A 19,289-nucleotide genomic window follows, 5' to 3' on the forward strand; every position below is an offset into this window, starting at 1 on the left:
GGAGAGTATGCATATTCACTCCTTGAAAGCCCTCTGTCCACCGACTCCGTCGGCCCACGCTCACGCGCCGCTGCTTCTGGCGGCCGGGGATCCGGAGCCGGCGCTGGCGGCACGCCTTCAACGAGTCGGCCTCGCGCCCGGTGGCGCAGCGGGCTGGGGAAGGGAGTCGGCCTTCGCGGCCATACTGCGGCACAGGCCGGGAATGGTTCTGCTGGCTGCGCCGACGGTGGACACCGACACCATGACCCGGCTGGTCAGGGCCGCCTCGCTCATCGCTCCTGTTGCCGTCCTGCGACCCGACGGCAACGACGCCGTGGTCGTCTTCGACGCCGGGGCATACGACGTCCTCGATCCCCAGGCACCCATCGTCGAGCTGGCCTGGCGCATCCGTGCTGACCGCCGACGCTGCTCACCGGCACCGGTGGCCGCTACGTACACCCCGGGCACCGCGAGCCAGCGACTGCTGTTCGACGTACTCGCCAGAAGGCGGACCGCCGTCTGCTGTCATCACCTGCGTCTGCTCCTTGGGGCCCCCGCCCTTCCCATGACCCTGCGGGCGCTCAGGGCGCGCATCAAGCGGCTGCTGCCGGCCCTCTCGGGCCACGGGATGGAACTCGTGGTCGATCAGCAGTGGGGGGTGGCGACCTACAGCATCCACAGCGGGGCCCAGGAAACATCCCGGCAAACCAGCGTGCCGACGGCGTAGGAGTCCGGCGAAACGACTGTCCGGGGCTCATATCCGCATCACGCTTCCGCAAAGCAGTGCGCATCTCCGGGCTTCCTGGCCCGGCGCGTGATTCTCGGCCGCATCCCAGGAGCCGGACAACTGACCGCCTGGAGCGTGGCACAGACGTGGCTGTCCCGACGTGAGAGTCGACGACGTCAGGCGGGACCCGCGAGGTCGACGACCGCCTCGGCGCAGCCCCACGACAGAGTGACACCGGACCCACCGTGGCCGTAGCACGCTATGACCGGGACCGCATGCTCCTCAACGTGTTCCAGGCGGATCGTGTCCCGTGCCGGTCGCAGTCCGGCATCCCGCGACAGCACGGGCAGCCCTGCCAATGCGGGCATGAGCGCTGTCGCGCGTCGCAGAATCGCCCGTTCCGTCTCGGGATCCACCTCGGTGTCCCACGAGCCGACCCGCGCGACACCGCCACAGACAACGTCATCGCGCCGGGGGACGACGTAGGTGAGGCCATGTGGGTTGTCGTCGTCGGTGACCCATTCGGTGATCCCGGGGTTGGCGAGCCGGACGACCTGCCCCCGGACGGGAAACATCGTGTCGTCGTCCAGAAGGTCTCCTGAACGCAGGCCGGCGGCCACCACCACAAGATCGGCCGCCCCTGCCAGGTCGTCGACACGGGCGACCGTGCGGCGGACAAACGTCACGCCCAGATCCTCGCAGCGCTTGAGCAGCCAGGGCAGGTAGTGGGAGATGGAGATGACCGGCACTGTCGCTCTCACGCCCGCGACGGCGCCAAGGGGCAGGTCGCCAGGGTCAGCCTCGCGGTGATCGGGAACCGCTGCGGTCCAGGTCCGGTCCGCACCCGGGTGACGCTCGACCACCACGCCCTGCCGTAGATCGACCCCGGTGGCGTGGTCGGCAGCGAGCTGCTCGAAACGCGTCCGGGACTGGACGAGCCAGGACATCAGCGACACAGACGCCCCGCTCCGATACGGGAACCACACGGCGGCCGCAACCCCGGACACGCTCTCCGCGGCGGACCGGTCAGCGATGACCGTGACAGTGTCGCCGGCCAGGGAAAATTCGTGGGCGATGCTCAGCCCGACAATGCCCGCTCCGACAACGGCGACCCGCCTGGAACTCATCGCAACACCGCCATGGCCTCGATCTCGATGCGGAACGGACCGGCCAGTCCCGCCTGCACGGTGCTCCGCGCTGGCCTCGGGGCGGCGAACCGCTGCTCGTAGACGGCATTGAACTCTGCCACGTGTGCCAGATCCGTAATGACGCACATGGTTTTGACCACCCGGTCCAGACTGCTCCCCGCCGCAGCGAGAACAGCTTCCAGGTTGTCGATCGCCTGATGCACCTCCGCGGCAAAGTCCACAGGGACTTCTCCGACGCCGGGAAGCAACCCGACCTGTCCCGAGGTGACGATCAGCGGCCCGACGGCCATCGCTTGCGAGAACATCGAGGGTGCCGGGACGAGGTCCGATACGACGGGAGTGATGGTGGTCGACGGGCCGGAGCCGGGCAGGCCGACGCTTCCTGGCGAATCCCCGTCTGGCGTGCGGGCGCCCGGCTCCTGAGGCGCACCGTCGGGCTGGACCTCACGTCGGGGATTCGGGGCGATCTCATTGCCGGACTGGACCATCGTCTGCTTCCTCACTGCTCGGACCACCGTGTGGATTAAACGCCAGTAGACAACCAACCTTCACACTCCGACAATCACTCTCAGTCCAGCTGTGCAATCCGCATAGCTCACCGCAGGAAGAGGGTGCAGAGATGGCGGAACAGCACAGAAGCATGGACCAGCTGGACACCTTGCTGATCAGGGCGTTGCGGGACCATCCCCGCGTTGGATTCCTGGAACTCTCACGGCAAACGGGGGTCTCACGTGCCACAGTGCAGGCGCGCATCCAACGTCTGGAGACGGCCGAGGTGATCACCGGCTATGGTCCGGACTTGAACCTGGCCGCTGCCGGCTATCCCGTACTGGCCTTCGTGAACCTGCAGATCGCGCAAGGCGGCCTCCACGCGGCCGCGGACGAGCTCGCCCAGATCCCCGAGGTCCTTGATGCCTACGGAACCACCGGTGACGCTGACATCCACTGTCGCGTGGCCGCACGCTCTCACCAGCACCTGCAGGAAGCCCTGGTCAGGGTCAACCACATCCCAGTCGTCGTCCGATCCACCAGTGTCATGGCCCTGTCCGAGGTCGTCGCTCCCCGCATCCTCCCCCTCCTCGAATCGGAGCAGCGTCCCCGCCCCAGCCGCGTCCCGGCTTACCGCAGGCCAAGCTGACCACACTCAGCTGCGTGTAGTGCCGGTACAAGCGGTGTATGCCTGCGTGTACGGGTCGCCCTTCCACACGGTCCGTTCCCGCGCCGTGGGCCCCGCCCCGTACGAGGTTTTCCAGCGTCGCCGCGCTGATAGGCATAGCGCCGGACCAGGAAACGCGATCCGGTCGGCGAGGAAGGCTCGCAGTTCCAGAAGTGCGCCGGGCGCCCTTCTGGAACACCACAGTGGCCAGCGGGCGCTCACCCCACTTCTCGTCGGGCACGGCGACCACGGCGGCGTCGAGATGCGCCGTGAGGTGGTTCTCCAGCTCCGCCGAGGAGATCTACTCTCCGCCGGACTTGATGACCTCCTTGGCGGGGACGGTCACTGCTGCTGCCCTGGTGCAAGGTGACCTCGGCCTCCCAGGCGGCTCGAGCAGCCGCGCGATGGAGCCTGTCCTTGCTGAGGCCAGCAGTGTTCGCGGTGGTGCAGAGTGCAGCGGTAAGCCGAAGGATCTGCCCGTTCAGTACCTGCCCGGGTCGGGCTCAGACTTCGGCGATGCCCATTAGGTCTGCGGGGTTGAACGGCAGACCGTTCGCGTCGCCGGAAAGCGCCTGTTCTGTCCAGATGCATTTCCCCGCCGCTGTGTAGCGCGTACCCCACCGCTGGGAGAGCGCTGTGATCAGTTGCAAACCACGGCCGCCCTCGTCCGTCTCCGCTGCGCGGCGGATGCGGGGCGTCGTCAGACTTCCATCGGAGACCTCGCAGATCAGGCTCGTGCTGCGTAGTAGCCGAAGGTGCACTGGACCCTTCGCATGCCGTACGACGTTTCCCACCAGCTCGCTGGCGATGATCTCCGTCGTCATCGTCAGATCGTCGAGGTCCCAGACCCGGAGCTGCTGCCGAATGTGCCGACGAGCCTGCCCGGCCGCTCGGGGGTCCTCGGGGAGCTGCCATGAGGCCATCCGGTCGGCGGCGAGCGAGTGGACACGGGCGACGAGGAGGGCCGCGTCATCGGTGGTGGTGGGCTGCCCATGGGGAAGCAGGCCGGCCGTCAGGGTGTCGCACAGTCCTTCCAGGTTCGTGCGGTCGGCTGTGCGCAGGAGCTGTTCGAGATCGGCCATGCCCTGGTCGACCTCGCGGTGCGCGGACTCGACCAGGCCGTCGGTGTACAACACGAGGAGGCTCTCGTCCGGCAGCTCCAGTTCAAGCGTTCCAAACGGTGGTGCGCCCGCGCCGAGCGGTGGGTCCCGGGACAGGTCGGGGAAGTACACGGTGCCGTCGGGCTCGACGACGGCGGGCGGCGGGTGACCGGCCCCGGCGATGGTGCAGACCCTGGTGGTGGGATCGTAGAGCGCGTACAGGCAGGTGGCGTACGAGTCCTCTCCCAGGCCGCCGACGATGTCGTTGAGGTGGCTCATGACCTCCTCGGGGGGCAGTTCCAGATCTGCAAGCGTGGTGACCGCGGTGCGCAGCCGCCCCATCGTGGCCGCTTCCGCCAGGCCGTGGCCCATCACGTCGCCGACCACGATCGCGACCCGGTCGGCGGAGAGCGGGAGCACGTCGTACCAGTCGCCGCCCACGTCCATGCCGTGCCCTGCGGGGAGGAAGCGTGCGGCGGACGTACATGAGGGCAATTCGGGCAGCCGCCTGGGGAGCAGGCCGCGCTGCAGTTCCTGAGAGCGTGTGTGCTCGGCATCGTAGAGCCTGGCCCGCTCCAGGGCGTGTGCGACGAGGGCGCTGATCGCGGTCAGGAGAGTCTGCTCGTCATGGGAGAGGCGACGTGGCTGGTCGAAGGACACGGTACAGACGGCGAACGTGCGCCCGGAGACGGTCAGCGGCAGGAACGCCCAGGCCTGTTTGCCGGCCAGGCCCGGCCTGTGGCCATGGTGCGGGTAGCGCAGCGTGTACTCCTGCGTGGAGGAGACGAACAGCGGTGTGCCGGTCAGGACGGCATCTCCGACCGGATCACCCGCCATGACCCGGTGGCCGTTGATCTCGTCGAGCACGGCCCGCGGGTAGCCCACAGCTCCCACCACGTGCGCCCGGTCGCCCTCGACGGCGATCACGGCCAAACCGGAGGCGCCGAACGGTGGGAGCACTCGCTGGGCGACCGCGTCCACCACATCGCGAGAGGTCCTCGCTCTGGCGAGCGCCGTGGTGAGCTCGGCGATCCGGGCCGAGCGCTCGGACGCGGCTCGCTCGACGGCGGCACGCGTGGCCTCGCCCCGCCGTTTCTCGGTCACGTCCGTGAGGTAGAGGGTGACTCCGTCTGGCCCGGGGACGATCCGCAGGTGATGGCAGCGCCCAGCCGCGATCCGTACGTCGAAGCCCACGGGCGCGGTACCGGCGGCCCTCCGGCAGCGGGCCTCCAGGTCCGGGACCCGTTGAACGGCGGGCAGCTCCCACAGCACGCGCCCGAAAAGCTCCTCTTCGGTGCTGCCCAGTGTGCGTTCGGCCTCCAGGTTGGCGAAGGTGATCCGCCAGTTGTCGTCCACCAGGATGAATCCGTCGCTCATATGGCGTAGGGCGCGGCTGAGCGCGTCCCGGACGCTGCGGGACTCGTCTGCGTCCCACACGACGCCCACCATCCGTACCGGCTCCCCTCTTTCGTCGAAGATCACCGATGCCCGGGCGTGCGTCCAGCCGTAGCTGCCGTCCCGTCGCCGCAACCGATACTCGGCCTCGTAGACGCTCCGGTTGCTGATCGCCTTCTCGACCGCCGCGAGCGTCGACGGCAGGTCGTCGGGGTGGATGGCATTCATCCAGCTTTCGATCCGGAACCCGTACTCGGCCAGTGCGGAGCCGTAAACGGACAGCGCTGCCTCGTCCCACGTCAGCTCGCCGGTGGGGATGTTCCACTCCCATGCGCCGACCGGGACGCCCTTCATCGCCTCTCGGAGGCGATTCCCGACTAGTTCCTCCTGCGGCTCGGGGGCGGCGGGCGGTGGCACCTCGCGCAATCGCTCTTCGATCCAGTCAGCCACAGCCCGCAGGAACGTCCACTGCTCCGCGGTCGGCTCGCTCCCGCCGCCCATCAGCACGGTGAGTGCACCTGTCGTGTGTTCCTTCCCGAACACCGGAACGGATGCGAGGCCGGTTCCGGGCCAGAGCCCTGCGGGCCGCCCGGGGGCGCCGGAGGGCTGAGGCGGTACCCACGTGCCGCGAGCGTGGCGCAAGGCGACTGCCGGGACGACAGGGTCATCCTGGTCGACGAGTTCCCAGGAGCGGATCAGCGCCGGGGGCAGGCCGGCCGATGATGCAAGGCGCAGGACTGACATAGCCGCGTGCAGATGAACGGCGCCGCCCAGAGCACCCAGCTCGGCTACCGCGTGCAGGAGGCCCAACCGGAGAATTTCGGGCTCGGTGATCCCGTGGTCCGTGTCCGCAAGCAGAGCTAGCCAGCGTGCTCATGCGTCAACTGTAGAGAGCTGCGGCCAACCGCTCCAGTTCTGCGGTCCGGGCGACGCCACCAGGCGAGATGCCGGTCCGACCATCTCAGCTCTTACGGGTCTGATCTCCTCGGTGAGCTGCGGGACGACCTCGAAAAGGTCGTCGACCACGCCGTAGTCGACCAGGTCGAAGATCAGGGCTCGACGTCTTTGTTGATCACTACCGTCGTCTCCAGGGTCTGCGAGTCGGCGCGGTGCTGAATGGCTACGGAGATGCCGGATGCTGACGCATCGGGCGCCGCCGTCCCGTCGGACACCTCTTCGACTTACGCTTTGCGCCATGCGGTGCTGACGGCACATCTTCGATGCGGCGGATGCATGTGACCGCGTCCGGCGCGGTGACTTCGAGGCAGGGGGCCATGTCCTCGACGCTCTGCACGACGGCGGCGCAACCTGTCCGGTGATCATGCGCTGTGAGAGCGATACCCGGTCGTCGTCGTCGGGAGGTGGCACCGTCCCATGTGCCCACCGAATGACAGTGCCTTCACGCTGGCGGCAGGGCACTGTATGCCTCACGCGCGAAGCCCTACGGCCGGAGGCTGCATCTGCTCTCACGGGTGTGGAACCGCCAGCCGAGTGTCGGGCAGGACAGGGCTCGGCCAGCGGTTGACGCGGGTTTCTCAGTCGATGAGGTCGAGGGCGGCTCGTACGACGCTGTCGGTGTTGATGCCGTGGTGGCGGTACACGTCCTGGAGTGATCCTGACTGGCCGAAGCGGCTCACGCCCAGCGTTGTCACCGGCACGTTGTTCACCGTGCCCAGGAAGGCCAGCGTGTGTGGGTGCCCGTCGACCAGGGTGACCAGGGGCGTCGCCCGCTCGGCGGGGAAGACCTGCTCGAGAATCCAGGTGGGGGCCTCCTCTTGGCCCCGCCTGCTCTGCAGGGCCCGGAAAAGGAGGTCGGGGCTGGTCACGCAGACCACGTCGGCCGGATGGCCGAGTGCGGCGAGGCGGTCGGCGGCGGCCAGGGCCTCGGGGACCATGGCGCCCATGACAGCGAAGGTGACCGCGGGCTGGTCGCTCTGCCGCAGTGCGTAGGCGCCGGCGACCGTCTGACGGCGTCGCCGCTCGCGTGCGACCGGGTCGGAAGGGACTGCGGCCAGGCTCTGGTCCACCGGTCGGGTGGACAGCCGTTCACCGACAGCCTCATCACCGAACGGACCCGTATCAACCGCCAGATCAACGACCTGACGGCAGTGCGCGCCCGCCTCGACGAGATCATCGCGGTGGCGACGGACCCCAGCCACCCGCACCACAGCCACCCCGTACGCGCCGGCGTCGCCGCCAGCACCGCCTGGATCGGTACCCAGTACCGGCTGAATCGGCCTGCCGCACACTGCTCACGAGCAGTGTGCGGCAGGCCGATTCAGCGACGGACCTCACCGTGGCCGAAGGGTCGTACGAGCTGGCGCCTCGTCCGCAACCGCACGGTCCCGCCGCGGATGGTGCGACCGAACGGGGCGCAGACTGCGCCCCGGTCGGTCGCGTCACAGGCGTACGAGAGGGCGTCGTGCTCACTCCATGGTGAGGACGACACGTCCCTGGAGCCCGCCCTTGATCATGCGCGCGTAAGCCTGCGCGGCCTCCTGCAGCGGGTAGGTCTCGGCCACGCGCAACGCCAGGTCGCCCGCAGCGGCCAGGTCGGACAGCGTCGAAAGCATTGCTCCGTCCGGGCCGACCTGCGTCAGCAGAACCCGGATGCCCCGCTCGGCCTGTGGCAGAGCGTCAATCCGTGTGGTCACGAACCTGCCGCCGTCCGCCACCGCCCCGATGACGGCCTGCCCCAGCCTGGCCGTGTCCAGAACGGCGTCGACCCCTTCGGGGCGTACTTCGCGGACGGCCTCGGCCGGCGTCTGCGACGCCGGTACGTACACATCGGCGCCTGCCACCTTGGTCGCGAACGCGCCGTCGGGCGAGAGGTCACTCGCGATGACCACGGCTCCCCGGCGCTTGGCCAGCTGCACCGCGTAGCCGCCGACCGCCCCCTCCGCGCCGGTGATGAGCACGGTCTGGCCCGCCTGGATGCCGAGCAGTTCGACGGACTGGGCCGCGGTCAGGCCGTTGAGGGGGATGGTGGCGGCGTGGACGGGGTCGACACCCGCGGGCGCGGCGGCGATCGCCTGAGGAGGAACCACGATGTACTCGGCCTGCCCCCGGTTCAGCCCCAGAGGCAAGCCGTGACTGAACGCGATGACCGGCTGTCCGGGCGTCCAGTGGCTGCCCGGGCCGACCGCGTCGACCACGCCCGCGACGTCCCAGCCGAGGCCGTACGCCGTCCCCTCCAGGGGGGCGGGGAAGTAGCCCCGGCTCCAGGCGGCCGCATCGGCCGGGTTGAGCGTGGCCGCCTGGACCCTGATGCGAATCTCGCTCAAGCCCGGAACTGGCTTGTCGACCTCGGCGACCTCGACCACGTGCGCGGAAGATCTTTGATGGCAGGGCAGTGAGGTCCGCAGCGAGCTGCGGAGCGCCAACAGCAGCCACGCTAAAACCTGACGCCAACGTCAGGTGCAAGTTGGCTTGGCCTGCCGTCCCGATCCCCAGGCGTGATCGGGCGACCAGACATTCGGATAGCTCATTGCGCCGCACAGCGAGTCAGTCGGTGCCGCGCTCCTCCCAGGCGTCGGCGGTGTCGAGCGCCCACTGCCGCATCATCCGGGCGGTGCGGATGGCCCGGATCCAGCGCGTAGCCCCGAAGGACGGGCCGCCCGGGGGTTGGTGAGCGGCCACTGTTGCCTGCAGCTTCTCCAGTTCTCGCAGTCGGGTGCCCGTCCCGGTCCGCCTCCGCACGCGTGAGGGGGTCGATGGGCGTGGTTCGAGGACGGAGACCAGGAAGGCGCGCAGTGCGGTCTCGTCTTGGCCGGTTCAGGATCAATCTGACTGTGCTTGGCCTCCCCACGTGGTTGACCGGGTCGTCGAACACCTTGGCGGGTTCATATCCGGACGCGGGGCCGTGGGCGGCATGGTCCTGGCCATGCTCGACCCACGATCGTCGGCACCGCGCTGCCACGTATCACCCTGGGCGGCGAGAACGGCTGCCCCACGGAGATCGAGACCGTACTGGCAGCCCGTACCCTCGTCCGCCAGGCTATGGCGCTCGGCGTCCTCCGGGTGGGGCAGATCGCCACCGTTATCAGCCCCGCCGGCCCGGGGTGTGCGACGCTCCGGGCGGGTGGCCCGCGCTGTTACGTGCCGGCTAGTGCCATTTCCTCGGCGCAGCGGTAGGCCAGCGCCAGGATGGTCAGTACCGGGTTCACACCGCCGTTAGTGACATGCAGGGACGCGTCCATGACCCATAGGCCGGGATGGCCGTGCACTCGCCCGAAGGGATCGGTCACCGAGGTTGCCGGGTCCGCACCCATGCGGGCGGTCCCCGTCTGGTGCTGGCCCGCGGACAGCCCCGTTGCCACGGGCGTCGTCCACACTCGGCGCGCACCGGATGCGTGCATCCAGGCCAGAGCCCGCTCGCGCAACGCTTCCGCGGCCCGGACACTTTCCGGATGCTGCACCCCAGAGAGCCGGACCACGGTGTCACCGCCGGAGGCGAGGGTCACCCTCGCCGCCGGATTCGGGATCTCCTGGATCGGGCCCATGATGTGCGAGGTGCGCAGGTAGGAGTCCCGCATCCAGCCCTTTGCCGCGTGCCCCCAACGCGGTGCGTCCGGTGGCATCGCCCAGGCACGGAACAGCACGGGTATCTTCACTCGTTGGCCAGTACCCCGCCCCCCACCACGTCGCCGCCCAGATCGTGCATGTAGTCGCAGGTCGCTATCGACACCCCCGGACCTTGGAGATCCTGCACCGGTTCCTCGAACGACCCGAACGCCCCGGTGTAGTTGTGCCCTTGCAGGTGCCGTCCGACCTGGCCCGAGCGGTTTCCCAAGCCCTCGGGAGCCTTGTCGGTGGCGCTGGCCAGCAACAGCCGAGCGGTCTCGATCGCGCCGGCAGCCAGGACCACGGCCCCGGCGCGCACTTCGACCCGAGCACCCGTGTCCATGTCGCGCACCACCGCACCGGTGGCACGTCCGGTGCCGTCGACCAGGACTCGCTGTGCCCGATGCCCGCTGACGAGGCGGCACAGGCCCGTCTTCAGGGCAAGCAGGATGACGGTGTTGTGGGCACCGGCGCGGGCGTCGACCGGGCAGCCGAAGCCGACGCACTCACCGCAGCGCACACAGGCGGCGCGTCCGTCACGTGGGCGGGAGTTGAGCAGCAGCGGCACCGGCCCGGTGCTGAGGCGGAGGGCCTCGGCGCCTTTGCGGAGCACGTCGGCCTCGCGTGTCGATGGCTGAGCGGGCATCGGGTACTCACGGCTGCGAAAGCCTTGGCACCGGTGTGCCTGTCCGTCCCGGCAGACACCGAACTCCTGCTCGGCGCGTGTGTAGTGCCGTTCGAGATCGTCATAGGTCAGGGGCCAGTCCGCGAGCGAACTGCCTTCGGGTACGCCATATCGCGACGCCATGTCCACCAGGGCCTCGGCAAGAAGTACGGGGAGCGGCGGATCCGGCACACCCCCATCTCCGAACAGGCCATCATGGGCGCGGCGATCGGCTCCGCCATCACCGGCCTGCGCCCCGTGGCGGAGATCATGCTGATGAACTTCGTGCATGTCTGCGCGGATCAGCTGATCAACCACGCGGCGAAACTGCGCTACATGTCCGGCGGCCGCACCCCGGTCCCGCTGACGGTACGCACCGCGACCGGCACGGGGGGCGGCTTCGGAGCACAGCACTCCGACATGCTCGAAGGGCCGCTGGTGCACGCGGCGGGCCTGAAGGTGATCGTCCCCAGCACCCCGGCGGACGCCAAGGGGCTGCTCCTCTCGACCATCTTTGATGACGACCCCTGCGTTTTCGTCGAGATGAGCGGCCTGTACTTCTCGGCGAAGGGCGAGGTCCCCGAAGGCGACTACCGGGTGCCCCTCGGCAAGGCCCGTATCGCACGGGCCGGCCGTGACGTAACACTCCTGACGTACGGGCGACAGGTAGTGGACTGTCTAGCAGTGGCCGAGAAGCTGGCGGCCGACGGCGTCGACGCCGAAGTGATCGACCTGCGGACCCTGCACCCGCTCGACACGGAGTCCGTACTGTCCTCGGTCGCACGTACGAAGCGGACCGTCATCGTGCACTAGGCGGTACGGCGAGGCGGTTTCGGGGCGGAACTCGCCGCCACGCTTCATGAGGAACTGCACGGTGACCTGGCCGCGCCGGTACGGCGGGTGACCGCCCCCGACACGCCGGTCCCGTACGCGAAGTCCCTGGAGGAGGCCTTCCTGCCCGGGCCACCGAGCATCGAGGCCGCGGTGCGCGACGTCATCGGCTACTGACCCGCGCCACCAGTAGAGGAGAACACCCCGCACATGAGCCATGAACTGCGCATCCCCCAGCTCGGCGTGACCATGACCGAGGGGGAGATCACCGAGTGGCTGGTGGAGACCGGCGACGCAGTGCAGGAAGGACAGGTGCTGTACGTCCTGGCCACCGACAAGACGGAGACCGAGATCGAGTCCCCGACCTCCGGGACCGTTGAGGTCCTCGGGAAAGAAGGGGAGACCTACGGGGTGGGCACGGTCATGGAACCATCGGCTGACGTCCGCGAACCCTGCCCGCCGCTCTGAGGGCAACACCGGCCGGCCGGCTCCGCGGCACACGGATCCTGCGGGAGAACGGCGTACGCGTCGTAACCCGGAGAGCTCGTCAGCGGTGCGCTCACGGAAGGACATCGGGCGGCCGGCGTCCAGCCGAGCGACGGACGCACCGTGCCCGCCGGCCCCGTCGTGGTCGGCATCGGGGCACGGCCCAACGTCGAATGGCTCGCCGTGGCACGCAACATCCTCGCCGAGGCCGCCGGGGCGACTCCCTTCGAGCACTTCCCGGTGGACGTGTTCCAGACCGGCTCCAGCATCGTGGCTCTACCTCACACATCACCATGTGCATCTAGTTGCACAGCATCGATTTGCATATTACGGTGCGCCCATGGCTCTGGAGCACGCGATTCTTGTGTCCTTGGCGGAAAAGTCCGCCACGGGATACGACCTGGCACGTCGGTTCGACGCATCGATCGGTTACTTCTGGACGGCCAGCCACCAGCAGATCTACAAGGTGCTGGGCCGGATGGAGCGCGCCGGCTGGGTCGAGTTCGAGACCGTGGCCCAGGACGGGCGACCCGACAAGAAGGTCTACGTTCTGACATCGGCTGGTCGCGATGAGCTGAGTGTGTGGACATCCAAGCCAACGCCGGTCGAGAACCTGCGCAGCGAGTTCGCGATCAAACTGCGTGCCCTGCCATTCGGAAACCCGACTGCGATCGTCGAAGATGTCCGCACCCGCCGCCTGGTGCACGAACAACGCCTCGCCTACTACGCCGAGAGCGCCGCGCGTTTCTATCCCGACCCCGACGCCCTGCGCCCGGACCAGATGGGTGCCTGGCTCGTGCTGCGCGGGGGAATGCTGGCCGAGGAGACCGGGCTGGCCTGGTGCAACGAGATTCTGCAGCGGCTGGCGCCCGAGGAGACGGACCGATGAGCCCCGACGCCCCGGAGCAGGGTACTCAGGCAGGTCAGGACCGTCAGTGCGATCAGCACGATACGGACCGGCAAACCCAAGGCTGTTCCATCCCCAGTTACCCGATGTGCGCCTGTCGTGCCGTCGTCGGGGTCGGCAACTTCGTCGCGCTGGGCGAGTTGCTCGCCGAGGACGTCGTCTTACGCAGCCCCGTTGCGTTCAAGCCCTACGAGGGCAGGCCGATCGTCGCGGCGATCCTGCGTGGGGTCGGCCGGGTTTTCACCGACTTCCACTGTGTCCGCTAACTCGAGGACTCCGACGGCCACGGCGGGGCGCTGCTCTTCGAGACGTCTGCGGACGGGACGAGCTTGAACGGCATCGACCTGATCCGCACGAACGACGCCGGACTGATCAGCGAGTTCACCGTCATGGTGCGGCCTCTGTCGGCGGCGACCACCCTCGCCGCAGCCATGGGCGCCCAGTTTCCTCAGATCCAGGCCGAAGCGATCGCCGGCCTCCACAGCACGACACCCGCCCGAGAGTGAGCACCGTGAACCCGTACCCGCACTTGCTGGAACCCCTCGACCTGGGCCACACGACGCTGCGCAACCGCGTCGTCATGGGGTCGATGCACACCGGCATGGAGGACCGCGCCAAGCATCTGCCCGAACTCGCGGCCTACTTCGCCGAGCGCGCGAAGGGTGGCGTCGCCCTGTCGGTGACCGGTGGCTATGCACCGAACTGGCACGGCTGGCTGCTCCCGTTCGGAGCGCAGATGACGTCGAGGCGGTCTGCCGACAAGCACCGCATCGTGACCGACGCGGTGCACGAGCACGACGGCAAGATCGTGATGCAGATCCTCCACGCCGGGCGTTACGCCTACCATCCGTTCAAGCGGGCGGCGTCGGACATCAAATCACCCATCACTCCGTTCCGAGCCCCCAAGGCGATGTCGACCAGGGAAGTCGACCGGACCATCGACGACTTCGCCGCCTCGGCGGTCCTCGCCCGCCGCGCGGGCTACGACGGCGTCGAGATCATGGGGTCCGAGGGCTACCTGATCAATCAGATGCTGACCGCGCGCACCAACAACCGCACGGACCGCTGGGGCGGCGGCGCCACCAACCGGATGCGCTTCCCGGTCGAGATCGTCGAGCGAGTCCGCGAGGCTGTCGGCGACGACTTCATCGTGATGTACCGGATGAGCCTGCTCGACCTGGTCGACGACGCGCAGAACTGGGAAGAGACCGTCGAGCTGGCCCACAGAATCGAGGCCGCCGGCGTCTCGCTCATCAACACCGGCATCGGCTGGCACGAGGCCCGGATACCCACGATCGTGACGTCCGTGCCCCGGGCGGCGTTCGCGTGGGTGACCGCCAAGCTCAAGGCCGAGGTCACGGTTCCTGTCGTCGCGTCCAACCGGATCAACACTCCCGAGGTCGCCGAGAAGATCATCGCCTTGGGCCAGGCCGACATGGTCTCGATGGCCCGGCCGCTGCTGGCCGACCCGTTCTTCGTCCAGAAGGCAGGCGATGGGCGTGCCGACCAGATCAACACCTGCATTGCCTGCAATCAAGCGTGTCTCGACCACGGCTTCGTCAACAAGCGCGTGAGCTGTCTGGTCAACCCCCGCGCGGGTCACGAGAGCACGCTGGTCCTGTCGCCGACTCGGGCCATCAAGCGCGTCGCGGTCGTCGGCGCAGGTCCAGCCGGGCTCGCCGCCGCGACCGAGTTGTCCGGGCGCGGCCACACCGTCGAGCTCTTCGAAGCGCGCGATGAAATCGGCGGACAGTTCCGACTCGCCATGGAAATACCCGGCAAGGAGGAGTTCCGCGAGACGATTCGCTACTTCTCGCACCGGATGAAGATCAACGGGGTGAAAGTCCACCTCGGCGTCCGCGCGGGCGTCGACGACCTGACCGGCTTCGACGAGATTGTCGTCGCGACGGGCGTCGAGCCGCGCGTGCCGACCATCCCAGGCGTCGACCACCCATCGGTCGTCGGCTACCAGGACGTCCTTCGCGGCACCGCCACCGTCGGGGAACGGGTCGCGGTGCTGGGTGCAGGCGGCATCGGCTTCGACGTGTCGGAGTTCCTGCTGCACGACGTCGGCGAGTCGGTGCAGCACTGGAACCAGCGCTGGGGAGTGACAGACCCGTCCGTGGAGCGCGGTGGCCTGACCATGAAGGTCAAGACGCCGCCCCGCCGACAGGTCACACTGCTCCAACGCAAGACAACCGAGCTCGGCAAGGGCTTGGGCAAGACGACCGGCTGGGTCCACCGCCAGACCCTCAAGGACTCCGGCGTCGAGATGGTCAAGGGTGTGACCTACGACCGGATCGACGACGACGGCCTGCACATCACGGTCGCCGTCGGCGACGGCACCACCGAGTCACGGGTACTCGACGTCGACACGATCATCCTGTGTACGGGCCAGGAGTCGGTCCGTGACCTGATCGAACCGCTCGCAGCGCTGGGCCGCCCGGTCCACATCATCGGCGGCGCCGACGTCGCCGCCGAGCTCGACGCCAAGCGAGCCATCCGGCAGGCCACCGAGCTCGCCGCCCGGCTCTGACCCCGGCCCGCGGTTCACCACGGTCCCTGAACAAACCTCCCCCACGGTGCGGCGCTGTGCCCAACCGCCCCTGTCCACGCGTCGAGAACGGTGAGAACCGCCATGAGCTACACCCCACCGATCAATGAGTACGAGTTCCTCCTGCGCCGCGTCATGAACGGCGCCGAGCACCTGGCCGACGTGACCAACGGCGAATACGACATCGACGACGTCGTGGCCATTCTGCGGCCGGCCGCCAAACTGGCCGCCGAGGTCCTGCAGGACACCAACGTCTCCGGCGACCGGGTCGCAGCGCGCATCGAGAACGGGCAGGTCGTCACCGCACCCGGCATGCGCGAGGCCTACGCGAAGTTCACCGGGGCGGGATGGAGCAGCGTAGGTGCACCGGTCCAAGCCGGCGGCGCTCCCCGAATCGTCTCGGCAGCTCTCACCGAACTGTGGAGCGCTGCGAACCCTGCATTCGCCATGTGCAGCGGACTGACCCAAGGCGCCGTCGCCGCAATCTCCTGGTCCGGCACACCCGAGCAGAAATCCGTCTACCTCGAGCCGATGGTCGAAGGCCGCTGGACCGGCACGATGAACCTGACGGAGCCCCAGGCCGGCACGGACCTCGCCGCAATCCGCACCCTCGCTCGACCGCAGGACGATCAGACATGGCGTGTGAGCGGTCAGAAGATCTACATCTCCTGGGGCGACCACGACCTGACCGAGAACATCGTGCACCTCGTCCTCGCTCGAACACCGGACGCACCGGCAGGGGTGCGAGGACTGTCACTGTTCATCGTCCCCAAATTCCTTCCCGACGCCGATGGCCGCCCGGGCCACGCGAACGGGGTCACCCCCATCGCACTCGAGCACAAGATGGGCATCAAAGGCAGCCCGACCTGCGTCCTGCAGTACGAGGACGCAACCGGCTTTCTCCTGGGGGAGCTGAACCAGGGGCTCCCGGCGATGTTCGTGATGATGAACCTCAGCCGCCTCGGCGCCGGCATCTGGGCCCTCGGCATCGCCGACCGCGCCCACCAGGCGGCCCATCACTACGCCCACCATCGTGTCCAGGGCAGAGTCCTGGACGAGCCCGAAGGCACACCCATCGCCCGCCACCCCGACGTAGCGCGCCTGTTGTCCTCGTCGGCCGGCATCATCACCGCCATGCGTGGACTGATGTTGCAAACCAGCATCCACCTCGACCGAGCCTTCGCCGGCGACGCCGAGAGCTTCGAGCTCACCGACTTCCTCACCCCCGTCGTGAAGGGCTGGCTAACCGAGGAAGCCATCGGGATCACCTCCGACGCCGTCCAGGTCCATGGCGGCGCCGGCTTCATCGAGGACACCGGCGTCGCCCAGTACTACCGCGACGTCCGCATCGCTGCAATCTACGAAGGCACCACCGCGATCCAGGCCAACGACTTCCTCGGCCGCAAGATTCTCCGAGATCGAGCCGGCACCGCCTCCCGCGTGCTCGACATGATCGAGACCGATGTCCGGCACCTGGCCGAAGCCGAGCACCCGGTAGCCGTCACGACGTCCGAGCGAATGACACGGTCCCTCGCCTCAATTCGAGACGTCACCGTCCTTCTGCTGGACCACGCAGCCGAGGGCCGCCGACGCGACGCCTACGCCGGCGGCGTCCCCTATCTCAAGATGTGGGGCCTGGTCCTCGGAGGCTGGATCCACGTCCGAACACTCCAGGCCGCCCTCGACACCCGCGACGGCACCTCCGACCAAAGCCATCGCCGGATAGCCGAAGCCAACGCCTACGGCGCTCACCACCTCAGCCGCGTCGCGGCGCACGCGCAGTCCGCGAGCGCAGGAGAAACCGGCTACCGGTAGTTCGTTAAATCCGGCAGTAGACGGGAAGCCCATGTCGGCGTGCGACTCGGCGGCGTGCTCCGGCTCAAGTCCTGAACACGGGTCGGGGCCCGGGCTCCGCGCAGGAACTGCTGTGCAGCGCAGAAAAGGAAAAGGAAAACATGCGAAGAAGGATCATGGTCGGGGCCGTAAGTGCCCGTATGGTGGCCGCACTCGGTCGCGAGCTGAGCTCACCGCGTCGGCGGCGGGTTGCCGCCGGCGTCGGTGCCGCTCTGTCGGTCTTGACGACGGCCGCTGCGCTGACGTTCAGCGCCACCACGTCGGCGCAGGCAGACGTCTCCAACGGCCTGATGCTGGAGTACCGGCTGGACGAGTTCACCGGGAACGTGGCGACCGACGCCTCCGGCCACCACCGCGACGGCACCGTCAACGGAACCGTCAACTGGGGCGGCAAGGAAGGCCTGACCTTCAACGGCTCCAGTACCTACATCAAGATGCCCGACAACCTCATGGCCGGGCTGAACTCGATCACCGTCGACTTCGACGTGTGGATCGACCCGGCCATGGGCAAGCCGTACTTCCTCTACGGGCTGGGCAACTCCGGCAACGGCAACGGCAACGGCTACCTGTTCTCCACCGGCAACCAGTTCCGCACCGGCATCACCACCGGCGACTACCACGCCGAGCAGCAGACCCGGCCGGACAGCTCGTACCAACTGGCACGCGGCATGTGGAAGCACGTCACGTACACCCAGACCGGCAGCACCGGCATCCTGTACGAGAACGGCGTGGAGAAGGCCCGCAACACCAACGTCACCATCACCCCGAGCGCCATCGGTAACGGAACGACGACCGCCGACTACATCGGACGGTCGCTGTACTCCACCGACCTGTACTTCAAGGGCCGGATGCGCGACTTCCGCCTCTACGACCGGGCCCTGGCCGCCAACGAGGTGGCCGAGACGGCCAACCGGCGCGAGGTGCGGTGGCAGCAGCTGCAGACCCTCGCCGACGACAACGGCGCACTGGCCATGTGGCAGGCGGACACAGGGATCTCCGGCGGGACCGGAGCGTATATGCGCTTCCCCGCCGACACCCCGAGCGACAAGATGTGCGGCTCCTGCCTGGTGGCCCCGACGAAGTGGACGTCCCAGTACGGGGTGGAAGCCACCGAGTGGCCCAGCCCGGACATCATGGACCGCAGCCAGTTCACCCTCCAGCAGATCAACGACATCGAGGACGTGATCGTCGACAAGGTGCAACCCACCTCCGACACGCTGATCCAGGACACCACCTACCACCTGGACTATTTCTATGACGGCAAGCGCGACCGGGTGGTGGCGCGGACCGACGCCCCCGCATCGGTCACCGACCCGCTGAAGACGGCGTACCCGGACCAAGTGGTGATCGAGGGGCTCCCGAATACCGCTCCGGCGGACAAATGCACTGCGACGACCCGGACCGCAACCGAGGTGTCGATGCTCACCCCCACCCCGGCTGGGGGCCTGACCGACGACCGCACCCATCTGCAGTGGCAGCAAGTGGAGGCCCTGCGCGACTACAACTGCGCCCTGGCCGCGTTCGACGACCCCACCATAGGGCCGGTCCTCGTCTTCCCCTCGGACCGCACCGACCTCACCGTGGCCAACCCCCCGGACTGGACGTCCCCGTTCGGGGAGAAGCCCGCGGCCTGGCCGAAGCCGGCCACGGCACGCAGCGCCCAGTTCACCCTCGCTCAGATGATGGACGTCCAGAGCGCGGTCATGCGACAGCTGTCGCCCGAAGGTGTCTCCGAAGGTGCTGTGTCGTACGGCGTGTCGACCTACTACGACGGCATGTCGGACCGGGTGGTGGTGGAGACCGACGCACCGTCCTCGGCCACGGACCCGCTACTGACGGCCCACCCCGGCAAGATCACCATCAAGCCGTACACGGCGCCCACAGGCGCGCCCGCGGAAGCCGCAAAAGCCGAAAGCTAGGGCGTT

Annotated in this window: 16 protein-coding genes and 4 pseudogenes; 10 read left to right on the top strand and 10 right to left on the bottom strand. The window is 68.3% G+C overall.

Going from position 1 to position 19,289, the window contains the following annotated elements:
- Positions 1 to 202: 202 nt before the first annotated feature.
- Positions 203 to 706 (top strand): hypothetical protein, encoded by a 504-nt coding sequence (locus OG734_RS04105; RefSeq protein WP_330286091.1) that lies wholly within the window; start codon positions 203 to 205, stop codon positions 704 to 706.
- 176 nt (positions 707 to 882) lie between these two features.
- Here the strand turns inward: OG734_RS04105 and OG734_RS04110 are convergent, their stop codons facing one another.
- Both OG734_RS04110 and OG734_RS04115 read right to left on the bottom strand, forming a co-directional pair.
- Positions 883 to 1,833: an FAD-dependent oxidoreductase gene (locus tag OG734_RS04110; protein ID WP_330286092.1), complete on the bottom strand. Its 951-nt coding sequence runs from the start codon at positions 1,831 to 1,833 to the stop codon at positions 883 to 885.
- Entirely contained in the window at positions 1,830 to 2,342 is a 513-nt protein-coding gene (locus OG734_RS04115; protein WP_330286093.1) for a RidA family protein, read from the bottom strand. The genes OG734_RS04110 and OG734_RS04115 overlap by 4 nt, the downstream gene beginning before the upstream one ends.
- 152 nt (positions 2,343 to 2,494) lie before the next feature.
- Here OG734_RS04115 and OG734_RS04120 point away from each other — a divergent pair, with 152 nt between their 5' ends.
- Positions 2,495 to 2,992, top strand: a complete 498-nt coding sequence (locus OG734_RS04120) for an Lrp/AsnC family transcriptional regulator (protein WP_330286094.1) — start codon at positions 2,495 to 2,497, stop codon at positions 2,990 to 2,992.
- 190 nt (positions 2,993 to 3,182) lie between these two features.
- Here the strand turns inward: OG734_RS04120 and OG734_RS04125 are convergent.
- From OG734_RS04125 to OG734_RS04160, 8 genes and pseudogenes are all read right to left on the bottom strand, one after another.
- Positions 3,183 to 3,356 (bottom strand): annotated as a pseudogene (locus tag OG734_RS04125) (AMP-binding enzyme); the annotation flags it as partial.
- A gap of 157 nt (positions 3,357 to 3,513) precedes the next feature.
- Complete coding sequence (locus tag OG734_RS04130; RefSeq protein WP_330286095.1) at positions 3,514 to 6,048, bottom strand: SpoIIE family protein phosphatase; 2,535 nt, start codon at positions 6,046 to 6,048, stop codon at positions 3,514 to 3,516.
- Positions 6,049 to 6,480: 432 nt separating this feature from the next.
- Positions 6,481 to 6,644 (bottom strand): annotated as a pseudogene (locus OG734_RS04135) (electron transfer flavoprotein subunit alpha/FixB family protein); the annotation flags it as partial.
- Positions 6,645 to 7,040: 396 nt separating this feature from the next.
- A pseudogene (locus OG734_RS04140) lies at positions 7,041 to 7,550 on the bottom strand (transketolase-like TK C-terminal-containing protein); the annotation flags it as partial.
- A gap of 381 nt (positions 7,551 to 7,931) precedes the next feature.
- Positions 7,932 to 8,789, bottom strand: coding sequence for an NADP-dependent oxidoreductase (locus tag OG734_RS04145; protein ID WP_330286096.1), 858 nt, complete (start codon positions 8,787 to 8,789; stop codon positions 7,932 to 7,934).
- A gap of 220 nt (positions 8,790 to 9,009) precedes the next feature.
- Positions 9,010 to 9,204, bottom strand: a complete 195-nt coding sequence (locus OG734_RS04150) for a hypothetical protein (protein ID WP_330286097.1) — start codon at positions 9,202 to 9,204, stop codon at positions 9,010 to 9,012.
- Between the two features lie 395 nt (positions 9,205 to 9,599).
- On the bottom strand, positions 9,600 to 10,118 hold the full coding sequence (locus OG734_RS04155; protein ID WP_330286098.1) for a GMC family oxidoreductase: 519 nt from the start codon (positions 10,116 to 10,118) through the stop codon (positions 9,600 to 9,602).
- A complete protein-coding gene (locus tag OG734_RS04160) occupies positions 10,115 to 10,714 on the bottom strand; it encodes a GMC family oxidoreductase N-terminal domain-containing protein (RefSeq protein WP_330286099.1) in 600 nt (199 codons plus the stop codon). Before OG734_RS04160 ends, OG734_RS04155 begins: the two co-directional genes overlap by 4 nt.
- 84 nt (positions 10,715 to 10,798) lie before the next feature.
- On the opposite strand from OG734_RS04160, the pseudogene OG734_RS04165 reads away from it, so the two are divergent.
- From OG734_RS04165 to OG734_RS04195, 8 genes and pseudogenes are all read left to right on the top strand, one after another.
- Positions 10,799 to 11,740 (top strand): annotated as a pseudogene (locus OG734_RS04165) (alpha-ketoacid dehydrogenase subunit beta).
- Positions 11,741 to 11,773: 33 nt separating this feature from the next.
- Complete coding sequence (locus OG734_RS04170) at positions 11,774 to 12,031, top strand: biotin/lipoyl-containing protein (RefSeq protein WP_330286100.1); 258 nt, start codon at positions 11,774 to 11,776, stop codon at positions 12,029 to 12,031.
- A gap of 358 nt (positions 12,032 to 12,389) precedes the next feature.
- The gene (locus OG734_RS04175; protein ID WP_330286101.1) at positions 12,390 to 12,938 is read left to right on the top strand and encodes a PadR family transcriptional regulator; all 549 of its coding nucleotides are present in this window, start codon (positions 12,390 to 12,392) and stop codon (positions 12,936 to 12,938) included.
- Positions 12,935 to 13,222 carry a hypothetical protein gene (locus tag OG734_RS47855; protein WP_443064820.1) on the top strand — a complete coding sequence of 96 codons (288 nt, stop codon included), beginning with the start codon at positions 12,935 to 12,937 and terminating at the stop codon, positions 13,220 to 13,222. Before OG734_RS04175 ends, OG734_RS47855 begins: the two co-directional genes overlap by 4 nt.
- A gap of 63 nt (positions 13,223 to 13,285) precedes the next feature.
- A complete protein-coding gene (locus OG734_RS47860; protein ID WP_443064821.1) occupies positions 13,286 to 13,462 on the top strand; it encodes a hypothetical protein in 177 nt (58 codons plus the stop codon).
- 5 nt (positions 13,463 to 13,467) lie between these two features.
- Entirely contained in the window at positions 13,468 to 15,492 is a 2,025-nt protein-coding gene (locus OG734_RS04185) for an NADPH-dependent 2,4-dienoyl-CoA reductase (RefSeq protein WP_330286102.1), read from the top strand.
- A gap of 102 nt (positions 15,493 to 15,594) precedes the next feature.
- Positions 15,595 to 17,325 (top strand): acyl-CoA dehydrogenase, encoded by a 1,731-nt coding sequence (locus OG734_RS04190; protein ID WP_330286103.1) that lies wholly within the window; start codon positions 15,595 to 15,597, stop codon positions 17,323 to 17,325.
- 140 nt (positions 17,326 to 17,465) lie between these two features.
- Entirely contained in the window at positions 17,466 to 19,283 is a 1,818-nt protein-coding gene (locus OG734_RS04195; protein ID WP_330286104.1) for a LamG domain-containing protein, read from the top strand.
- Positions 19,284 to 19,289 lie beyond the last annotated feature (6 nt).

The sequence above is a fragment of the Streptomyces sp. NBC_00576 genome, assembly GCF_036345175.1.
GTDB lineage: Bacteria > Actinomycetota > Actinomycetes > Streptomycetales > Streptomycetaceae > Streptomyces.